Source organism: Streptomyces sp. NPDC050636 (assembly GCF_040654775.1).
Classification (GTDB): Bacteria; Actinomycetota; Actinomycetes; order Streptomycetales; family Streptomycetaceae; genus Streptomyces.
Genome location: NZ_JBFAIP010000009.1, coordinates 73,291 through 89,823 on the forward strand (window position 1 = coordinate 73,291; position 16,533 = coordinate 89,823).

Here is a 16,533-nt window from a genome sequence, read left to right on the forward strand (position 1 = left end):
CTGACACCTAGACGTCGATTTTGGCGAGGCGGCGGATGAAGAAGAAGCCGAGCCCGTAGAGGACGAAGGCTACGACGACGGCGAGCTGGCCGAGGAAGGAGGAGGTCATCCGGTCGATGGCGCCCGGTGCGATCCGGTTCATCAGCAGCAGCGTGCCGATCCCGAGCAGCGGGACGACGTAGGCGGTGACGACGACCTGGGAGAGCTGGGTGCGGACCTCGCGTCGGGTCTCCTTGCGCTCCTCCAGGGTCTTGGTGAGATTGCGGAGGGAGCCGACGACGGTGCCACCGGCTCGGTTGGCGAGCACCAAGGTGGTGACCAGGACGACGAGTTCGCGGGAGGGGAGGCGTTCGGCGAGTTCGCCGAGGGCCTCGTCGATGGAGTGGCCGACGGCGAGCTTGTCGGAGACCTTGGCCAGTTCCTCGCCCGCCGGGGCCTCCAGTTCCTCGGCGGCCATGCCGAGGGCGGTACGCAGCGCCAGCCCGGCCTGGGTGGCGTTGGCGAGGATCCGGGAGAGTTCGGGGAGCTGGTTGATGAACTTCTCGATGCGCTTCTGGCGCTGCCAGTTGAGGAAGGCGAACGCGGCCCAGATGGTGACCAGTGCGGCGATCGGGCCGAAGAACGGGGCGAGAGTGGCCTGCGCGATCAGCCAGAGCGCGAGGACCGTGCCGAGCATGTAGACGAAGAACTCGCCGGGCGTGACGTCCAGGCCGGTGGCCGCCAGCCGCAGTTCGAGGCGGCGGCCGAAGCGGGTGCCGCGCAGCGTGCGGTCGACGGACGGGAAGCGGCGGCCCCGGCCCGTCGGCGGCAGCCCCCGCTCGTCGGCGAGCCGGTCGACGACGGCCTGCCGCTGGGCGCGCCCTGCCGCGTAGGTCCGTACGCCGATGACCGCGAGCACCCCGCACAGCAGGGTGGCGCCGATGGCGAGGAGGGGAAGGGCGTTCCCGGTTGCCGTGGTCGGCCCCCCGGCGGCGGTGGTCAGGGCCCAGCCGGTCATGAGGTGGCCTTCCGGGTGGCGAGTAGGTCGTCGGTGGCCGCGACGCCGAAGGCGGGCGGGGTGGGTTCGCTCGCCATGAAGAGGCGTTCGGCGACCCGGCGCGGCAGCGGGAAGTAGCGGAACCGGCCGTGCACGATGCGGTCGGCGCCCATCGGCTCGGCGTCGAAGCGGCAGACCGTGGCGATCCGGTAGTCCTCGTGGCCGCGCGAGTCGAGGATCGCGATCTCGCTGATCCGCCGGGAGCCGTCGGCGTTCCGGCCCAGCTGGACGATGCAGTCGACGGCACTGTTGATCTGGTCCCGCAGCGCCTCGAACGGGATCTTGACGTCCGACATGGAGGCGAGGGTCTGCAGCCGCATCAGGGCGTCCTCGGCGCTGTTGGCGTGGACGGTGGCGAGCGAGCCGTCGTGGCCGGTGGACATCGCCTGGAGCATGTCGAGGGTCTCGCCGCCGCGCACCTCGCCGACGATGATGCGGTCGGGCCGCATGCGCAGCGAGTTGCGTACGAGGTCGCGGATGGTGATCCGGCCCTTGCCCTCCACATTGGGCGGCCGCGATTCCAGCCGGATGACATGCGTCTGCTGGAGCTGGAGTTCGGCGGCGTCCTCGACGGTGATGATGCGTTCGCCGTCGGGGATCAGGCCGGACAGGGCGTTGAGCAGGGTCGTCTTCCCGGCACCCGTCGCGCCGGAGACCACGACATTGAACTTGGCGCGCACCAGCCCCGCCAGCAGCATCAGCATCTGCTCGTCGAGCGTGCCCATGCCGATGAGTTCGGCGAGGGTGTAGGCGCGCGGGAAGCGGCGGATGGTGAGGGTGGCGCCGTTCAGGGCGAGCGGCGGGATGATGACGTTGACCCGCTCGCCGGACGGCAGCCGCGCGTCGACCATCGGGTTGGACTCGTCGACGCGCCGGTTGACGGTGGAGACGATGCGTTCGATGGTCTGCATCAGCTGCTCGTGCGAGGCGAAGCGGACGGGCACCAGCTCGACCCGGCCGCACCGCTCGACGTACACCTGGTCCGGGCCGTTGACCATGATCTCGGTGATCGAGGCGTCTTCGAGGAGCGGCTCCAGGACGCCCAGGCCGAGCGCCTCGTCCACCACCCGCCGGATGAGCTGGGAGCGCTCGGCGGTGGAGAGCACCGGGCCCTCGCGGCTGATGATGTGGCCCAGTACGCGCTCCAGGCGGGAGCGGCGTTCGTCGGCGGCCAGCGAGGACATCTCGGCGAGGTCGATCTCTTCGAGCAGCTTGGCGCGGTAGACGGCGACCAGGTGGTTGTCCTGGCGCGCCTCTCCGGCCGGCTCGGGTGCGACGATCCGGGCTTTCAGGCTCATCGCGGGGGTGCTCCTGGTGCTCCTTGTGGTTCTTGCGCCGGCACTCCGGGTGCTCCTGGTGCTCCTTGTGTTCCTTGCGCTGGCACTCCGGGAGCTCCTTCGTACGTCCGCGGGCCGCCGTCCAGGGCGTTCGCGGAGCGGGGCATGGTGGCGCTGCGGTGGGCGGAGCCGAAGTCGACGCCGGGGATGATGGACGGGATGCGGACGGTCGCGGTCGCACGGACCGAACCGCCCCCGCCGGCCACCGAGATCGTCGCGTCGTCCCCGATCCAGCCGCTCATCGCGGCCCGGCCGGCGGCCTGCGGATCGACCGCGCGGTCGGCCTCGTCCATCGAGGCGGTACGGGCCGCGGCGCGCGCTCCCGTACCGGCCTGCTGGACGGCGTACGCGCCCAGGCCCAGCTGGATCACGCCCAGGGCGACGACGAGCAGGATCGGCAGAAAGCCGAGGAATTCGATGGACGCCTGGCCCCGGTCCCGACCGCGGCCGCGCAGGCGGGCAAGCACACCGGAACCCGGCCCGCGGCCCGCCGGGCTGCCGTGTCGTTCGCTGGTCGTCGGCACCGTCATCACCCGCTGTCCTCCTCCGCGGCGCCGGCCGTGCCGGTGACCGTCCAAGGGAAGTCGCCCGCGCCGGGGAAGAGCACCGGGACCTTGAGCCGGACCGTGGCCTTCCACAGTCCGGCCTCGGTGTGGCAGGCGGTCGAGGCGCCGCCGCGCCAGGAGTCGGGCAGATCGTCCTCGGCGGCGGAGCGGCAGGCGCCGGTGCCGCCGCCCTGCGTCGCGGTGGCGGCCCGCGCCCCCCGGTCCGCGGAGTTGGCGGCGAGCGAATACGTGTAGCCGACCAGCACGAACTGCCAGACCAGGATGAGGACCAGTGCGATCAGCGGGAGCAGCCCGAGGAATTCCACGGAGACCTGGCCCCGGTCGTCACCGCCCAGTGGCCGCCGCGTTGCTGGATGGGTGAGTCCCATCTAGCGCTCCTCGTACGGGCCGGCCGGATCGAACGGCCCCGGGCTCTTGGCCGCCGCCGCGGAACCGCGCCGGGAGCCGAACCGCGGACCGGCCCCGGCGACGCTGCCGGACCCGGATGCCGGCCCGGAGACCGGCCCCGATGCCGCCCCTGACCCCGACCCGGAAACCGCCCCGGAACCGGGAGCCGCCCCCACCGTTATCGCCTTGCGCTTACGCCCCGTCAGCGACGGACGCGCCCGGTGGCCGCCCCGTCCCTGGCGCGCGGCCGGCGACTCGACCAGGCCCAGCTCCCCGGCCAGCGCCCACAGTGCCTGCTTGACCGTCGACCGGGTGTCGAGGTCCTGCATCCTGCCCGCGTCGACACACGGCTGAAGCTCCTTGAAGGCGGCCGGGACGGTCGTCCTGGCCACCTGGGTGCCGGTGGCCTTCGCGACCAGCGGCGGCTGGATCTCGGTGTTGCGGGTAAGGCGGTTGACGACCGTCGTGGTGTCCGCCGCCTTACGGATCTGGAGCCGGTCCCACAGCCGTACCTGCCGTTTTGCGGCGCGTACGGACACCACGTCCGGAGTGGTCACCAGCAGTGCCACATCGGCGAGTTCGACGGCCGCGGCGTTCGCGGACTGCATCTGGGAGCCGCAGTCGACGATCACCACTTCATAGCGGGAGCGGAGCGCGGTGACGATCTGGCGGGCGGCCCGGTCGTCGACCTCCTCGCCGCGCTCGCCCTCCTCCGGGCCCAACAGCAGGCCGAGACCGGTGTGGTGGTCGTGCACCGCGTCCTGGAGAACCCGTGCGGAGATGTCCTGGATACCCGCCAGGTCGACGATGGAGCGGCGGAACTGGACGTCCAGATAGGAGGCGACATCGCCGGACTGGAGGTCCATGTCGACCAGCGCGACGCTACGGCCCGCGGCGCGCGAGGCCAGCGCCAGCTGGACGGCGGCGACCGTGGTGCCGACGCCGCCCTTCGCACCGGTCACGGTCACCAGCGTGCCCGTCGGCCCGGGGGGCGTATCCGGGCTGCCCCCTAGGTGCAGCCGTACGCCCGCCGACCACTGGGCGGCGGCCTGCACCCGGGCGGCCAGCTCGTCGTAGCCCAGCGGCAGGCCGACGATGCCGCGGGCCCCCGCGTCCATCGCCGCGGAGAACAGCGCCGGGCCCGCGTCGGTGGTGATCAGGACGACGCCGACGGCCGGGAAGCGCAGGGCCACCTCGCGGATCAGCTCCAGCGCCGGGACCGGCCCGATCCGTTCGTGGACGAGGACGACCTCGGGGAGCCCTTCCACGGCGGACGGAGGGCCGCCGGCGGGGCTCGTGGGCGGCGCGGCGGCTCCCGGTCCGGCTGCCTGCCCGGTGGCTCCTTGTGCGGTGGCCGCCGCCAGGGTGTTGAGCAGCGCGGTGGAGTCGGCGACGGCGGCGGCGGGCTCGGCGTCCGGCAACTGGCTGAGCAGCGCGGACACGGCGCGCGCGGCGTCGGGGTCGCCGACCGCCGGGAGGATACGGATGGTCACCTGTGTCTCCAGGTCACTTGTCGCCGTCGAGGGTGTAAGTGCGCTCGCCGGGCGGGATGGCGGCCTCGCTGCCGGGGGCGAGCAGGGCAAGCCGTACATGGGAGGCGAAGGACTCGGCGTACGCGACCCGTTGGGCGTCCCGGGTGTCCAGCGCGAAGGTGATCGGAACGGCCTCGCCGCCCTGGCGGTTGGCGGTGGTGTCGCCGGGGTCCTTGGCCTCCAGCGGCGTCAGCTTGCCGACGTCGATGACCTGGGCGCCGGCGACGATGACCTTGGAGACCGGCCGGTCTTCCGGGCGCTTGCCCTCGAACGTGGCGTAGATGTTCACCCGGGCACCGGGGTTGATCTTGCCGGCCACACCCGTGGCGGCGTCGATCATGATGGCGATCTCCTGCTGCCCGGCCTTCAGCGCCGGCCGCTCGACGATCATGTCGTCCTGGAGCAGCGACCCCCTCTTCAGCGGGGTCACCGCTATCTTGCCGCTGACCTTGTCCAGGTCGGTCACGGCGGTGGGCGGCAGCCACCGCTCCGGCATGCTCACCTTTTCGAACTGCCCAGGATTCAGCGCTTTATAGGCCGCGACATCCGCCTTCAACCGATACGCCGTCTTCTCCGGCCCGACCTTGGACTCGACGTTCTTGATCACCGACAGCACGCCGACGAACGCGCCGACCGCACAGAGAACCGACAGGAGTAGCAGGATCACTCCGCGGCGCTGGCGAGAGTTCATAGGGGAGGGACCTCGATCGGGACGGGGAGCGGAGGGCGGTCGGGAGGAGGGTGGACGGGAGGTTGTCGGGGACGGTCGTTCTCAGCGCACGCGAGCCACCGTCCGCGGGTCGACGGAGACTTCGGCGGCACCGTGGACACCCTGTCCACCGGGAACACCGGCAGCACCGGGGCCGTCCGGCCCTCCGTAGACACCTGGGCCGCCAGGCGCATACGGCTGCCCCGCCCCCGCCACGTACGGGCCGCCCGACATATCGGGGCCTCGTACGTCCAGCCGCCCCGCCCCGCCGCGCGCACCCCGCCCGCCCGGAACGCCCGACGGCGCCACCGGGGACAGTCCACGCTGCCGCAGCGCCTCGGGGGGCGCATCGGGCACGGGGGACGACGGCGCCGGAGCGGGAGACGACGCCGGAGCGGGCGGCGTCAGGGAAGCGGCTGCCGTCCCAGAAGACGCAGAAGTCGCAGAAGACGTAGAAGACGTAGAGGTCGCAGCGGTCGTACGGGAAGTATCCGCCGCCCCCTGGCCCTCAAGGGCCGCCGGGCCGCCGGCCCCCCGTCGCCCCTGGCCGCTCGCCGCCCCGTCCCTCGCCACCGGAGCCGCGCAGAACGCGCACCGGTCGCCGATGAGTTCCAGGCCGCACCAGCGGCAGTCCTCGCGCCGTACGGACGACACGAGTTGGTAGAGCACCGACAGGTCCGGGATGGCCGCCGCGAACTCGATCAGCTTCTGGGTGCCCCACCACCGGGCGGACTCGGCGGGCAGTCGCTCCTCGCACACCCCCTGTGTCCGCCAGGCCGGGGCCAGCACACCGCGCACCCACTCCCCGGCGAGCTGCCCGCGGGCGACGGCGAGCCGGGTGGCGAACCCGGGTGCCGGCAGCCCGGCTTCGGAGCTGTGCCGGTCCACGTGCAGCAGCTGCGGCTCGGGGGTGGCGAGCACCGCGAAATGCGTGCCCGGCAGCCAGGACTTCATATGGGAACGCAGATCCACCTCGACCCGGTCCAGGCCGCTGACACTGCCCAGCAGCGCGCCCGCGTGGACGTAATGAGCCAGCAGCCGCGCCGCACAGGCCAGCACCCCCGGGCTGAAGTCGCACAGCGACAACTGCCGCAGCTGGCGGGCGACCACGGCCACCCCCAGCGGCGGCAGGTCCAGCGGCAGGATGGCGATCCGGCCGCTCTCCAGCAACCCGCGCAGGATGTGCAGCCGGCGGATGTGCTCCGGCGGGCAGGCGGAGGAGTACAGGACGACGAGATGGCCGTGGTGCTCCAGTACGGCGCCGGTCTCCGTCAGGGCGTCGTCCAACGACTGGAGATGCGGGGCCTGGAGGACGACGGCGGCCGGGGTCTGCCGGTCGGCGGCCGGCAGCGCGAGGTCAGGGCTGGTGACTGCAATCGCGGTCGGCACGTCGCTCCCCCACTTCCTCCGGCCGCCGGAGGTCCCGGGACCGCGGATCGGCACAGCTCTGCGCCAACGGCGCCGTACGTTCAGCACTTTATCCACGAGATACGCCCCAAGAGAACACGTTCTGGGCTACTCGTCATGACCGTCTCCCCCCTGGGATTTGGCATATACACGTCGGGGAAATGGCACATACCGCCCAGGCGAATGACTCGCGAACAACAGCTTCCGGCAAGGCCCTTGACAGGATTAATGGTCTGGACCACCTTGTACCGCAAGCACAGGGGCCCCTGAGCGCGCACCCGCATCACTCCCCCAACTACCCCCCACCCGGAGGCAGTCGTGGTTCGCGCAGGATCAGGAAAAGTGAAGAGCAGGCTGCTGGCAGGGCTGGCCGCCGCGGCGCTGACGTCGGCCGGCATCGTCGCCGCGGGTACCGCCAGCGCGTCCGAGGAACGCCCGGCCACTCCGGCCGCGAAAACCGCCGCGGTCCCCAAGCACGCGGTCACCGGTTATTGGCAGAACTTCAACAACGGCGCCACGGTGCAGAAGCTGAAGGATGTCGACGACGCGTACGACATCATCGCGGTGTCCTTCGCCGACGCGACCGGCGAGCCCGGCGCCGTCACCTTCAACCTCGACCCGGCCGTCGGGTACGGCTCCGCCGACGATTTCAAGGCCGACATCAAGGCCAAGCAGGCGGCGGGCAAGTCGGTGATCATCTCCGTCGGCGGCGAGAAGGGCGCGGTGTCCGTGAGCGACGACGCCTCCGCCAAGAACTTCGCCGACTCCATCAACAAGCTGATGGACGAATACGGCTTCGACGGTGTCGACATCGACCTCGAAAATGGCCTCAACTCGACCTACATGACGCAGGCGCTCAAGGCCATCCACGCCGCACACAGCGACGTCGTGGTGACCATGGCCCCGCAGACCATCGACATGCAGTCACCGCAGAACGAGTACTTCAAGACGGCCCTCGGCATCAAGGACTTCCTGACCGTCGTCAACATGCAGTACTACAACAGCGGTTCCATGAACGGCTGTGACGGCAAGGTCTACGCATCGGGCTCGGTCGACTTCCTGACCTCGCTCGCCTGTATCCAGCTGGAGGGCGGCCTCGACCCGTCCCAGGTCGGCATCGGCGTACCGGCGTCCTCCAAGGCCGCCGGCAGCGGCTATGTCGCCCCGTCCGTCGTCAACGCCGCCCTGGACTGCCTCACCCAGGGCAGCAACTGCGGCTCCTTCAAGCCGTCCAAGACCTACCCGGGCCTGCGCGGCGTGATGACCTGGTCCACGAACTGGGACGCCTCGAACGGCAATGAATTCGCGAGCCAGGTGGGCGCGCACGTCCACGGCCTCCCGTAAAGCCCCCGCTCCCCCGGCCCCAGGCGCCACCCCCCACCGCCAGGTCCCGTGCACGGCATGCACGGGACCTGGCGTCCTTGCGTGTTCCTTACGCTTCCCTGCGTGTTTCTTACGCTTTCTTTCCTGCCTACGCGCCCTTACGGCTTGGGCAGCTCACAGCCCTCGGCGCTCAGGTCCAGCTTGTTGCCGACACCGAAGCACTTCGGTATCCCGTACGTCTGCTGCGCGTAGTTGATGCCCTTGCGCACGGTGACCTTGCCGTTCTCGTCCACCTCGCACGGGTTGTTGACGGTGCACTCCTCACCGCTCTCATTGCCCGTGTTGTTGATGGCCGCGACCTTGCCGGTGGCGGTGTCGACCACCGGCGAACCGGACGTCCCGCCGATGGTCTTGCACTCCGGGGTGTAACGGACCGAGTCCTTCCAGGTCCAGTCACCCTCCTTGAGGTTGTGCACAAACCCGTCGATGTTGCAGGAGTAGATCTTCTTCCAGTAGCCGGACACCACGCTGATACCCGCACCCTGGGTGGGGTGCTCGGTGGCCAGCTCCAGCGGCTTGATCTTGTACTTCTGCTCGATCTCGGCGTACGTGGAGCCGGTCTCGTACAGCGACACATCGGTGTCGGTCATCGTGGCGTACGCGATCTTGGTGGCCTTGATCGTGCCCAGCTCACCGGCCGACGCGTCGAGCACGGTGAAGCTGCGGCTGGACGGCTGGTCGACGATGACCTCGCCCGCGCCGGGCATGCCGTCTTCCAGACAGTGGCCGTTGGACATCACCAGGGCCGGGTCGTTCTCCTGCGACGTGGGCATCTTGACGATCGAGCCCGAGCAGTTGCTCAACGCGACGGTCCCCGCGAAGTCCACCGCCTTGACCTTGGACTTCGCCTTGGACTTGGACTTGGCCGTGATCACAGGCGCCTTCGCCTGCTTCTGTGCCTGCTCCTGCGCCTGTGCCGCCTTGCCGGGATGAGGTGTCGCACCGGCCGGTCCGGCGGTGCCCACCAGGGCCGCGGCGCCCAGAACGGCCGTGGCCAGGGCGCCGACGAGAGGTCGATTCATGTGGGGGGGGTCCTCTCAGCATCTGTCACCGAAGGTCCTTCATGTCCCTTCGGATTTGTCGTGCGCATTGTTAGCGCAGGAGCGCCGCCAGGCAATGAATTTCCGGGAATCGATGGCAAGTTGCCGGATTCCGGGGCCATCGACGGCCAACTTGTCCGCACCCCGGCATCTTTGGCCACCAAGCATCTTGACCCGCCCATGCCAACACCCAAAACTGGCGCCGTCGCTTCCTCTCACCCCCCACAGGAGACCGCATGCGACCACGAATACGCGGCGGACGCACGACCGTCCTCGCCGCACTCCTCTCCCTCGCGCTCGCCGCACCCCTCACCGCGCAAGCGCAGGGCTCCCCGCCGGCCGAGCCCACGGCCCCCGGCGCCTCCCTCGCCACCGAACGGCCGCACCAGTACGAGGTGACCGGCGCCGCGACCAGCGCCGCACGCACGGCACTCGCCGCGACCGGCGTCAGCATCGACGAAGTACACAAGCGCGCCGTCGTCGTCACCGCGGACCGCGCCCAGGCCGCCGCCGTACGCCAACTCGGCTACACGCTACGGAAGTTGCCTGATCCCCCGGGCTCCGCCAAGGGCTCGCCGTCCTCCCGCGTCAAGGACTTCCCCGAGGGCTACACGGGCTACCACAACTACGACGAGGCGACGAAGGAGATCGACGGCCTCGTAGCCAAGTACCCGGACATCCTCAGCAAGCAGGTCATCGGCAAGTCCCACGAGGGCCGCGACATCCTCGGCCTCAAACTCAGCAAGAACGTCACCAAGGACGAGAACGAACCCGAGGTCCTCTTCACCCACCACCAGCACGCCCGGGAACATCTCACCGTCGAGATGGCCCTCTACCTCCTCAACGAGTTCACCTCGAAGTACGGCAGCGACGACCGCGTCACCAAGATGCTGGACTCCCGCGAGATCTGGATCCTCCCGGACCTGAACCCGGACGGCGGGGAGTACGACATCGCCTCCGGGGACTTCGCCATGTGGCGCAAGAACCGTCAGCCCAACGCCGGATCCAACGAGGTCGGCACCGACCTCAACCGCAACTGGGACTTCAAGTGGGGCTGCTGCGGCGGCTCTTCCGACGACCCCGCCGACGAGACCTACCGCGGCGCGTCCGCCGAATCAGGCCCCGAGGTGAAGGTCGTCTCGGACTTCGTCCGCAGCCGGAACGTCGGTGGCAAGCAGCAGATCAAGACCGCCATCGACTTCCACACCTACAGCGAACTGGTCCTCTGGCCCTTCGGCTACACGGAGGCCGACACCGGCGAAGGCATGACCCAGGACGACCACGACGCCTTCGCCACCATCGGCAAGGACATGGCCGCCAGCAACAACTACACGCCCGAGCAGTCCAGCGACCTCTACGTCACCGACGGCTCGATCGACGACTGGCTGTGGGGCGACCAGAAGATCTTCGCCTATACCTTCGAGATGTTCCCGTCATCGGCCGGCGAGGGCGGCTTCTATCCCCGGGACTCGGTGATCTCGAAGGAGACGTCGCGCAACCGGGACTCGGTGCTGAAGCTGCTGGAGATCAGCGACTGCGTCTACCGCTCGATCGGCAAGGAACAGGAGTACTGCAAGGAGAGTTGAGCGCGTGAAGTGAGTCCGCGCAGTGTGCGCGTGAACTGAGCACGTGGAGGCGCCCGGTCCGTCGGCGATGGACCGGGCGCCTTTGCGTCTGCCGCTAGACGGCCAGACTCACCAGCGCCGCCACCGCGAATCCCGCGACCGAAAGCACCGACTCCAAAACCGTCCAGGACTTCAGCGTGTCCGTCTCAGAGATACCGAAATAGCGACTGACCATCCAGAACCCCCCGTCATTCACATGCGACGCGAAGATCGACCCCGCCGAGATCGCCATGATGATCAGGGCCAGATGAGCCTGCGACATCCCCTGCCCCTCGACCAACGGGAGCACGATGCCCGCCGTCGTCACGATGGCGACCGTCGCCGAGCCCTGGGCCACCCGTAGGACGAGGGACAGGAGATAGGCGAGGACGATGACCGGGAGGCCGACGTTGTGGAAGGTGTCGGAGAGGGCGTCGGCCACGCCGCTGCCCTTGAGGACGGCGCCGAAGATGCCTCCCGCGCCGACCACCAGGAGGATGTTGCCCACCGGCTTGAGGGACGCGGTGGAGACGGTTTCCAGGGACCTGCGGGACCAGCCCCTGCGGATGCCCAGCAGGTAGTAGGAGAGCAGCAGCGCGATCGTCAGCGCCACAAAGGGGTTGCCGAAGAACTCGACCACCGAGCGGAGGGTGGAGGGTTCCAGGGCGACGGATGAGAAGGTCGCCAGGAGGATGAGGGCCAGCGGGGTGCCGATGATGGTGAGGACGGTGCCGAGGGCGACCGGCTTCTCGTGCGGGGTGACGCCTTCCCCCAAGCTCTCGGCTTCGCTTGAGCAGGGGGTGCCCCCATCCCGCTGTTCGGCGGCGACGGCCGCCTTGGCCTCCTCGGCGGCCTCGACCATGTCCTGCGGGACCTCGACGAAGATGCGCTTGCCGATCCAGGCGCCGTAACCCCAGGCGGCCAGTACGGCGGGGATCCCGCAGACGATGCCCATGAGGATGACCCAGCCGAGGTCGACCTTGAAGAGGCCGGCGGCGGCGACGGGCCCGGGATGCGGGGGCAGGAAGGCGTGAGTCATGGAGAGACCCGCGAGCAGCGGCATGCAGTAGAGGAGGATGGATTTTCCACTGCGCTTGGCTGCCGCGTAGACGATCGGTGCGAGGACGAAGATGCCGACGTCGAAGAAGACCGGGATGCCGAAGATCAGGCCGGTCAGGCCCATGGCGAGCGGCGCGCGCTTCTCTCCGAAGAGGCCCAGCAGGCGGCCGCTCAACACCTCGGCGCCGCCGGAGACTTCGAGGATCGCTCCCAGCATGGTGCCCAGGCCGATGATGATGGCGACATGGCCGAGGATGCCGCCCATACCGGTCTCGATGAGGGACGTCGCGGTGGACTTCTGGACGGTGCCGAAGAGTTCGGTGACCGAGAGGCCGGCGGCCAGGCCGACGGCGATGGAGACGCCGAGCAGCGCCACGAAGGGTTGCAGCCGGACCTTGATGATCAGGATCAGGAGCAGGGCGATGCCGAGGGCGGCGACCGTCAGGAGGCCCGCGGTGCCGGGTATCAGGGCGAGCAGGCCGCCGGTGTGCGGCGCTGGTGGTGGCGGTGGGGCGGGGGCCGCGGCAGCGAGGAACATAGGGGGACTCCGTGGGCAGGCAGAGGTTTCGTCCAGGCAGGGGGGACCGCGGCACGGCGCCCCGTCGGTACGGGGCGCCGTGCCGTGCGGCATGTGGTGCAGGGTCAAGTGCGGTAACGGCAAGGGGGTGGGTGCCTCAGCTCAGGACCGCGAGGGCGTCGATCTCGATGAGCAGCCCCTTGGGCAGCCCGACGTAGACCGTGGTGCGGGCGGAGGGTGCCTCCTTGAGGCCCTCGGCCTCGAAGTAGGCGTTGTAGATCGCGTTCATCTCGGCGAAGTGGTCGACGTCGGTGAGGTAGACGCGCATCATCATCACGTCGTCCCAGGTCGCGCCGCCCTCTTCGAGGATGGCCTTGACGTTGGCGAAGGTCTGGAGGGTCTGCTCGCGCAGCGTGGGACCGGCCGGGGTGGGGGCCTGGCCCTCGACGGCGGGGAGGAAGCCGACCTGGCCGGCGACCTGAAGGATGTTGCCCTTCTTGACGCCGTGCGAGAACTTCGCGGGCGGGGTGGTGTGGGTGGCCGGGGTGAGGGCGATCTTCTCGCTCATGGGTTCCTTCAGGTTTCCTTCGTAGGGCCAGCCGGTGACTGGGGGCTTGCGGTGCCGGAGTACTCCCGGCTGATGGCGTCGGCGGTGCGGCGTACCAGGGGGAGCAGCTTGAGGAGTTCATCGGCGGTGACGACGACGTTCGGCGCGGAGACCGACATGGCGGCGACCAGGCGTCCGTCCGCGCCGCGGATGGGGGCACCGACGCAGTTGATGGACTCCTCGTGGCCACCGAGGTCGGTGGCCCAGCCCTGTGCGCGGACCTTGGCCAGTTCGGCCAGGAAGGCCGTGGCGTTGGGCGTCGAACGGGGCGTGTAGAGGGGGTAGTCGAGCTTTTCCGCGAGGGCGCGGCGCTCGGCCTCGGGCAGGTCGGCGAGCAGCAGTTTGGCGACCGCGGCGACGGTTATCGCGACGGGTTTGCCGATCCGGGAGTACATCCGGACCGGGTAGCGGCTCTCGACCTTGTCGATGTAGAGGACCTCGTTCTCCTCGTAGACCGCGAGGTGGACGGTGTGTCCGCATTTCTCGTTGAGCTCGACGAGGTGGGGGTGGGCGATCTCGCGGACGTCGAGGTTTTCGACGGCTTGCTGGGCGAGCGCGAAGAGCCGGGCGCCGAGGCGGTAGCGCTGGTCGGCCTGGCGGTAGACGATGCCGTGCTCGTGGAGCGTGCGCAGCAGGCGCAGGGCGGTGGATTTGTGTACGCCGAGCCGGACCGAGACCTGTTCGAGGTTGGCCGGGCCTTCCGCGAGCAGCGGAAGGATGCTCAGTGCGCGATCGACTGTTTGGCTCATGATGTACGGACCTCCACCCGTGCGGCGTTGTGCACCCCGTCGCTCGTCGTCCAGCCGGGGCCGAGTCGCAGTGTGCCCCAGTCGGCGGGGTCGAGCGCGGCGAGACGGTCGGCGAGGGGGCGGGAGGGGGGCGTGCCGAGGTCTCCGGGGACGGTGAGGGAGGCGGCGGCCATGAGGTGTCCGTGCCGGATGCGGGCGAAGACGGGCAGGTCGCGAAGGGTGGCGGAGAGGAATCCGGCGGCGAAGGCGTCGCCGGCGCCGACCTCGGCGACGACGTCGACGGTGAGGGCGGGGGCGAAGGTGACGGTGTCGATTCCGGTGCCGGTGCCGTCGGCCTGGCGGTCGTAGACGGTGGCGCCCTCGGGCCCGTGCTTGACGACGAGGGTCGCGGGCTCGGGGAGAGCGTCGCGAATGGCGTCGGGACCGTGCAGGTGCCAGGCGGCGTCGGCCTCGTCCTCGCCGACGAACACCAGGTCGCAGCCGCGCGCGAGGTCGAGGAGGGTCTCGGGGCCGTGGGCGGGGTCGCGCCAGAGGTCGACGCGGTGGTTGACGTCGAAGGAGACGAGGGGGCGACCGGGACTCCGCGCGGCGAGCGCCCGCATCAGGCCGAGGCAGTCCTCGGACAGCGCCGCCGTGATCCCCGACAGATGCAGCAGACGGCCGGAGCGGATCGCGCCCAGGTCCATGGTGGTCACGGCCATCGCGGAGGCGGCGGATCCGGCCCGGTAGTACGCGACTTCGTGGGCGTCGGTGGCGCGGTCGCCGGCGGTGCGGAAGTAGATGCCGGTGGGGCGGGAGGTGTCACGTCGTACGGCGCGGGTGTCGACGCCGTACGCGGTGATCGCCTGGACAAGATGGTCGCCGAACCCGTCGGCGCCGACCCGGCTGATCCACTTCGCGGAGTGCCCGGCGGCGGCGAGCAGGCACGCCACATTGGACTCCGCGCCGCCGATGCCGCGGTCGAAGGACGGTACGTCGGCGAGTCGCCCGGGCAGGCCGGGAAGGAAGGTGACCATGGACTCGCCGAGGCAGACGACATCGACGTCCGGGGCGGCGCTGCCGTCCGGGCCGGTGGTGTCGCTGACGTTCGAGGACCTGGTCACGATCGGTTGCGCTCCTTCGCTGCGGGGCTCTGCGGGATTCCGCGGGGCCGGCCCGGGTCGCGTTCCGGCCGTTTCGCGCCGTGTTTCTTACATGAGCGGGCGATGATTCCCACCATTGACCGTGCGATGGCTCGGATGTTAGACAGCAGCAAGCGATATGCGCAATGAGTGTTGCAAGTAATGCAACAAGATCTTTGAGGAGGCCCCATGGCCGGCGAGCGGCTCGCGCAGGGACTCAAGGGACTCGCGGACGAACGGGTCGATCACCGCTTCAAGGCGCTTCCCCCGGACGCCGAGGGCCTTACCGTCGGCGAGCTGGCGGCCCAGCGCCGCAACCTCTTCCACGGCGGCTTCACCACCCCCGTCCTGGCCCTCTCCGCCGAATCGGTCGAGCACAACCTGGCCGTCATGGAGACCTACGCGACCCGGCACGGTCTGGCCTTCGCCCCGCACGGCAAGACCTGCATGGCACCGCAGCTCTTCGCCCGCCAGCTGGAGCACGGCGCATGGGGCATCACCGCCGCCGTCCCCCACCAGGTCCGTGTCTACCGCGCCTACGGCATCCAGCGGATCTTCCTCGCCAACGAGGTGGTGGACCCGGCCGCGCTGCGCTGGCTCGCCCGCGAGCTGGACGCCGACCCGGACTTCCATCTCATCTGTTACGTCGACTCGCTGCGCGGCATCGAGCTGATGGACACGGCGCTGCGCGAGGCCGGCGCCACCCGTCCCGTGGACGTCGTCGTCGAACTCGGCGCCGGTGAGGGCGCGCGCACCGGCGTCCGTACCGGGACCGAATGCCTGGAACTCGCCGATGCCATCGCGGGCGTGGACACCCTCCGGCTGGTCGGCATCGCCGGCTACGAGGGCGAGGTCCCGGACCCCACACCCGAGCGGGTCGCCGCCTGGCTGCGCCGGCTGGTGGCGCTGACCGTGGAGTTCGACAAGGCCGGCCGGTTCGCCGACCTCGACCGGATCGTCATCAGCGCCGGCGGCAGCGCGTGGTTCGACACGGTCTCCGAGGTGTTCGCCGAGATCCCGGAGCTGTCCGCCCCGGCCCTCAAGCTGCTGCGCTCGGGCGCGTACGTATCGCACGACGACGGCCACTACCGCCGTATCACCCCCTTCAACCGCGTGCCGGAGGAGGGCGCCCTGGAGCCCGCCTTCCGCCTGTGGGCGCAGGTCGTCTCCCGTCCCACCCCCCAGCAGGCGTTCCTCAACGCGGGCAAGCGCGATGCGGCGTACGACCTCGATCTGCCGCAGGCCCAGGTCGTACGGTCCGGCCGGGACGGCACCGTACGGCCGGCGGACGGCATCACCGTCACCGGCCTGTCCGACCAGCACGCCTGGATCGCCACGGAGAGCGCGGGCGCCCTGGAGGTCGGCGACTGGGTCGGGCTGGGTCTCTCCCACCCCTGCACGTCCTTCGACAAGTGGCAGCTGATCCCGCTGGCCGAGGCGGACGGCACGGTCACCGACTTCGTCCGCACGTTCTTCTGA

The 16,533-nt window shown here is 70.0% G+C and carries 15 protein-coding genes; 3 read left to right on the top strand and 12 right to left on the bottom strand.

Annotation, left to right across the window (positions count from 1 at the left end; translation table 11 throughout):
- Positions 1-7: 7 nt before the first annotated feature.
- The 7 genes from AB0I10_RS11585 to AB0I10_RS11615 form a co-directional block, all read right to left on the bottom strand.
- Entirely contained in the window at positions 8-997 is a 990-nt protein-coding gene (locus AB0I10_RS11585) for a type II secretion system F family protein (RefSeq protein ID WP_363152185.1), read from the bottom strand.
- Positions 994-2,334 carry a CpaF family protein gene (locus tag AB0I10_RS11590; RefSeq protein ID WP_363152186.1) on the bottom strand — a complete coding sequence of 447 codons (1,341 nt, stop codon included), beginning with the start codon at positions 2,332-2,334 and terminating at the stop codon, positions 994-996. Before AB0I10_RS11590 ends, AB0I10_RS11585 begins: the two co-directional genes overlap by 4 nt.
- Complete coding sequence (locus AB0I10_RS11595; RefSeq protein WP_363152187.1) at positions 2,331-2,903, bottom strand: TadE family protein; 573 nt, start codon at positions 2,901-2,903, stop codon at positions 2,331-2,333. The genes AB0I10_RS11590 and AB0I10_RS11595 overlap by 4 nt, the downstream gene beginning before the upstream one ends.
- Positions 2,903-3,307 carry a TadE family protein gene (locus AB0I10_RS11600; RefSeq protein WP_363152188.1) on the bottom strand — a complete coding sequence of 135 codons (405 nt, stop codon included), beginning with the start codon at positions 3,305-3,307 and terminating at the stop codon, positions 2,903-2,905. The genes AB0I10_RS11595 and AB0I10_RS11600 overlap by 1 nt, the downstream gene beginning before the upstream one ends.
- On the bottom strand, positions 3,308-4,819 hold the full coding sequence (locus AB0I10_RS11605; protein ID WP_363152189.1) for an AAA family ATPase: 1,512 nt from the start codon (positions 4,817-4,819) through the stop codon (positions 3,308-3,310).
- Positions 4,820-4,832: 13 nt separating this feature from the next.
- Positions 4,833-5,549: a Flp pilus assembly protein CpaB gene (gene cpaB, locus AB0I10_RS11610; protein WP_363152190.1), complete on the bottom strand. Its 717-nt coding sequence runs from the start codon at positions 5,547-5,549 to the stop codon at positions 4,833-4,835.
- Positions 5,550-5,630: 81 nt separating this feature from the next.
- The gene (locus AB0I10_RS11615) at positions 5,631-6,956 is read right to left on the bottom strand and encodes a hypothetical protein (protein WP_363152191.1); all 1,326 of its coding nucleotides are present in this window, start codon (positions 6,954-6,956) and stop codon (positions 5,631-5,633) included.
- A 360-nt stretch (positions 6,957-7,316) separates the two neighbouring features.
- Between AB0I10_RS11615 and AB0I10_RS11620 the strand changes: the two genes are divergently transcribed.
- Complete coding sequence (locus AB0I10_RS11620; protein ID WP_363152192.1) at positions 7,317-8,318, top strand: chitinase; 1,002 nt, start codon at positions 7,317-7,319, stop codon at positions 8,316-8,318.
- A 137-nt stretch (positions 8,319-8,455) separates the two neighbouring features.
- Here the strand turns inward: AB0I10_RS11620 and AB0I10_RS11625 are convergent, their stop codons facing one another.
- Entirely contained in the window at positions 8,456-9,379 is a 924-nt protein-coding gene (locus AB0I10_RS11625; RefSeq protein WP_363152193.1) for a trypsin-like peptidase domain-containing protein, read from the bottom strand.
- A gap of 254 nt (positions 9,380-9,633) precedes the next feature.
- Between AB0I10_RS11625 and AB0I10_RS11630 the strand changes: the two genes are divergently transcribed.
- Complete coding sequence (locus AB0I10_RS11630; protein WP_363152194.1) at positions 9,634-10,983, top strand: M14 family metallopeptidase; 1,350 nt, start codon at positions 9,634-9,636, stop codon at positions 10,981-10,983.
- Between the two features lie 94 nt (positions 10,984-11,077).
- Here the strand turns inward: AB0I10_RS11630 and AB0I10_RS11635 are convergent, their stop codons facing one another.
- From AB0I10_RS11635 to AB0I10_RS11650, 4 genes are all read right to left on the bottom strand, one after another.
- Positions 11,078-12,598, bottom strand: a complete 1,521-nt coding sequence (locus AB0I10_RS11635) for a gluconate:H+ symporter (RefSeq protein WP_363152195.1) — start codon at positions 12,596-12,598, stop codon at positions 11,078-11,080.
- Between the two features lie 136 nt (positions 12,599-12,734).
- Positions 12,735-13,145, bottom strand: coding sequence for a RidA family protein (locus AB0I10_RS11640; RefSeq protein WP_363152196.1), 411 nt, complete (start codon positions 13,143-13,145; stop codon positions 12,735-12,737).
- An 8-nt stretch (positions 13,146-13,153) separates the two neighbouring features.
- Positions 13,154-13,933, bottom strand: coding sequence for an IclR family transcriptional regulator (locus AB0I10_RS11645; RefSeq protein WP_363152197.1), 780 nt, complete (start codon positions 13,931-13,933; stop codon positions 13,154-13,156).
- Positions 13,930-15,036 carry a sugar kinase gene (locus tag AB0I10_RS11650; RefSeq protein ID WP_363152198.1) on the bottom strand — a complete coding sequence of 369 codons (1,107 nt, stop codon included), beginning with the start codon at positions 15,034-15,036 and terminating at the stop codon, positions 13,930-13,932. The genes AB0I10_RS11645 and AB0I10_RS11650 overlap by 4 nt, the downstream gene beginning before the upstream one ends.
- A gap of 207 nt (positions 15,037-15,243) precedes the next feature.
- Here AB0I10_RS11650 and AB0I10_RS11655 point away from each other — a divergent pair, with 207 nt between their 5' ends.
- A complete protein-coding gene (locus AB0I10_RS11655; RefSeq protein WP_363152199.1) occupies positions 15,244-16,533 on the top strand; it encodes an amino acid deaminase in 1,290 nt (429 codons plus the stop codon).

Bases quoted from the DNA above. Each gene is read 5' to 3' on its own strand.
- AB0I10_RS11585 (WP_363152185.1), bottom strand. From the start codon at position 997: ATGACCGGCTGGGCCCTGACCACCGCCGCCGGGGGGCCGACCACGGCA.
- AB0I10_RS11590 (WP_363152186.1), bottom strand. From the start codon at position 2,334: ATGAGCCTGAAAGCCCGGATCGTCGCACCCGAGCCGGCCGGAGAGGCG.
- AB0I10_RS11595 (WP_363152187.1), bottom strand. From the start codon at position 2,903: ATGACGGTGCCGACGACCAGCGAACGACACGGCAGCCCGGCGGGCCGC.
- AB0I10_RS11600 (WP_363152188.1), bottom strand. From the start codon at position 3,307: ATGGGACTCACCCATCCAGCAACGCGGCGGCCACTGGGCGGTGACGAC.
- cpaB (WP_363152190.1), bottom strand. From the start codon at position 5,549: ATGAACTCTCGCCAGCGCCGCGGAGTGATCCTGCTACTCCTGTCGGTT.
- AB0I10_RS11625 (WP_363152193.1), bottom strand. From the start codon at position 9,379: ATGAATCGACCTCTCGTCGGCGCCCTGGCCACGGCCGTTCTGGGCGCC.
- AB0I10_RS11630 (WP_363152194.1), top strand. From the start codon at position 9,634: ATGCGACCACGAATACGCGGCGGACGCACGACCGTCCTCGCCGCACTC.
- AB0I10_RS11635 (WP_363152195.1), bottom strand. From the start codon at position 12,598: ATGTTCCTCGCTGCCGCGGCCCCCGCCCCACCGCCACCACCAGCGCCG.
- AB0I10_RS11640 (WP_363152196.1), bottom strand. From the start codon at position 13,145: ATGAGCGAGAAGATCGCCCTCACCCCGGCCACCCACACCACCCCGCCC.
- AB0I10_RS11645 (WP_363152197.1), bottom strand. From the start codon at position 13,933: ATGAGCCAAACAGTCGATCGCGCACTGAGCATCCTTCCGCTGCTCGCG.
- AB0I10_RS11655 (WP_363152199.1), top strand. From the start codon at position 15,244: ATGGCCGGCGAGCGGCTCGCGCAGGGACTCAAGGGACTCGCGGACGAA.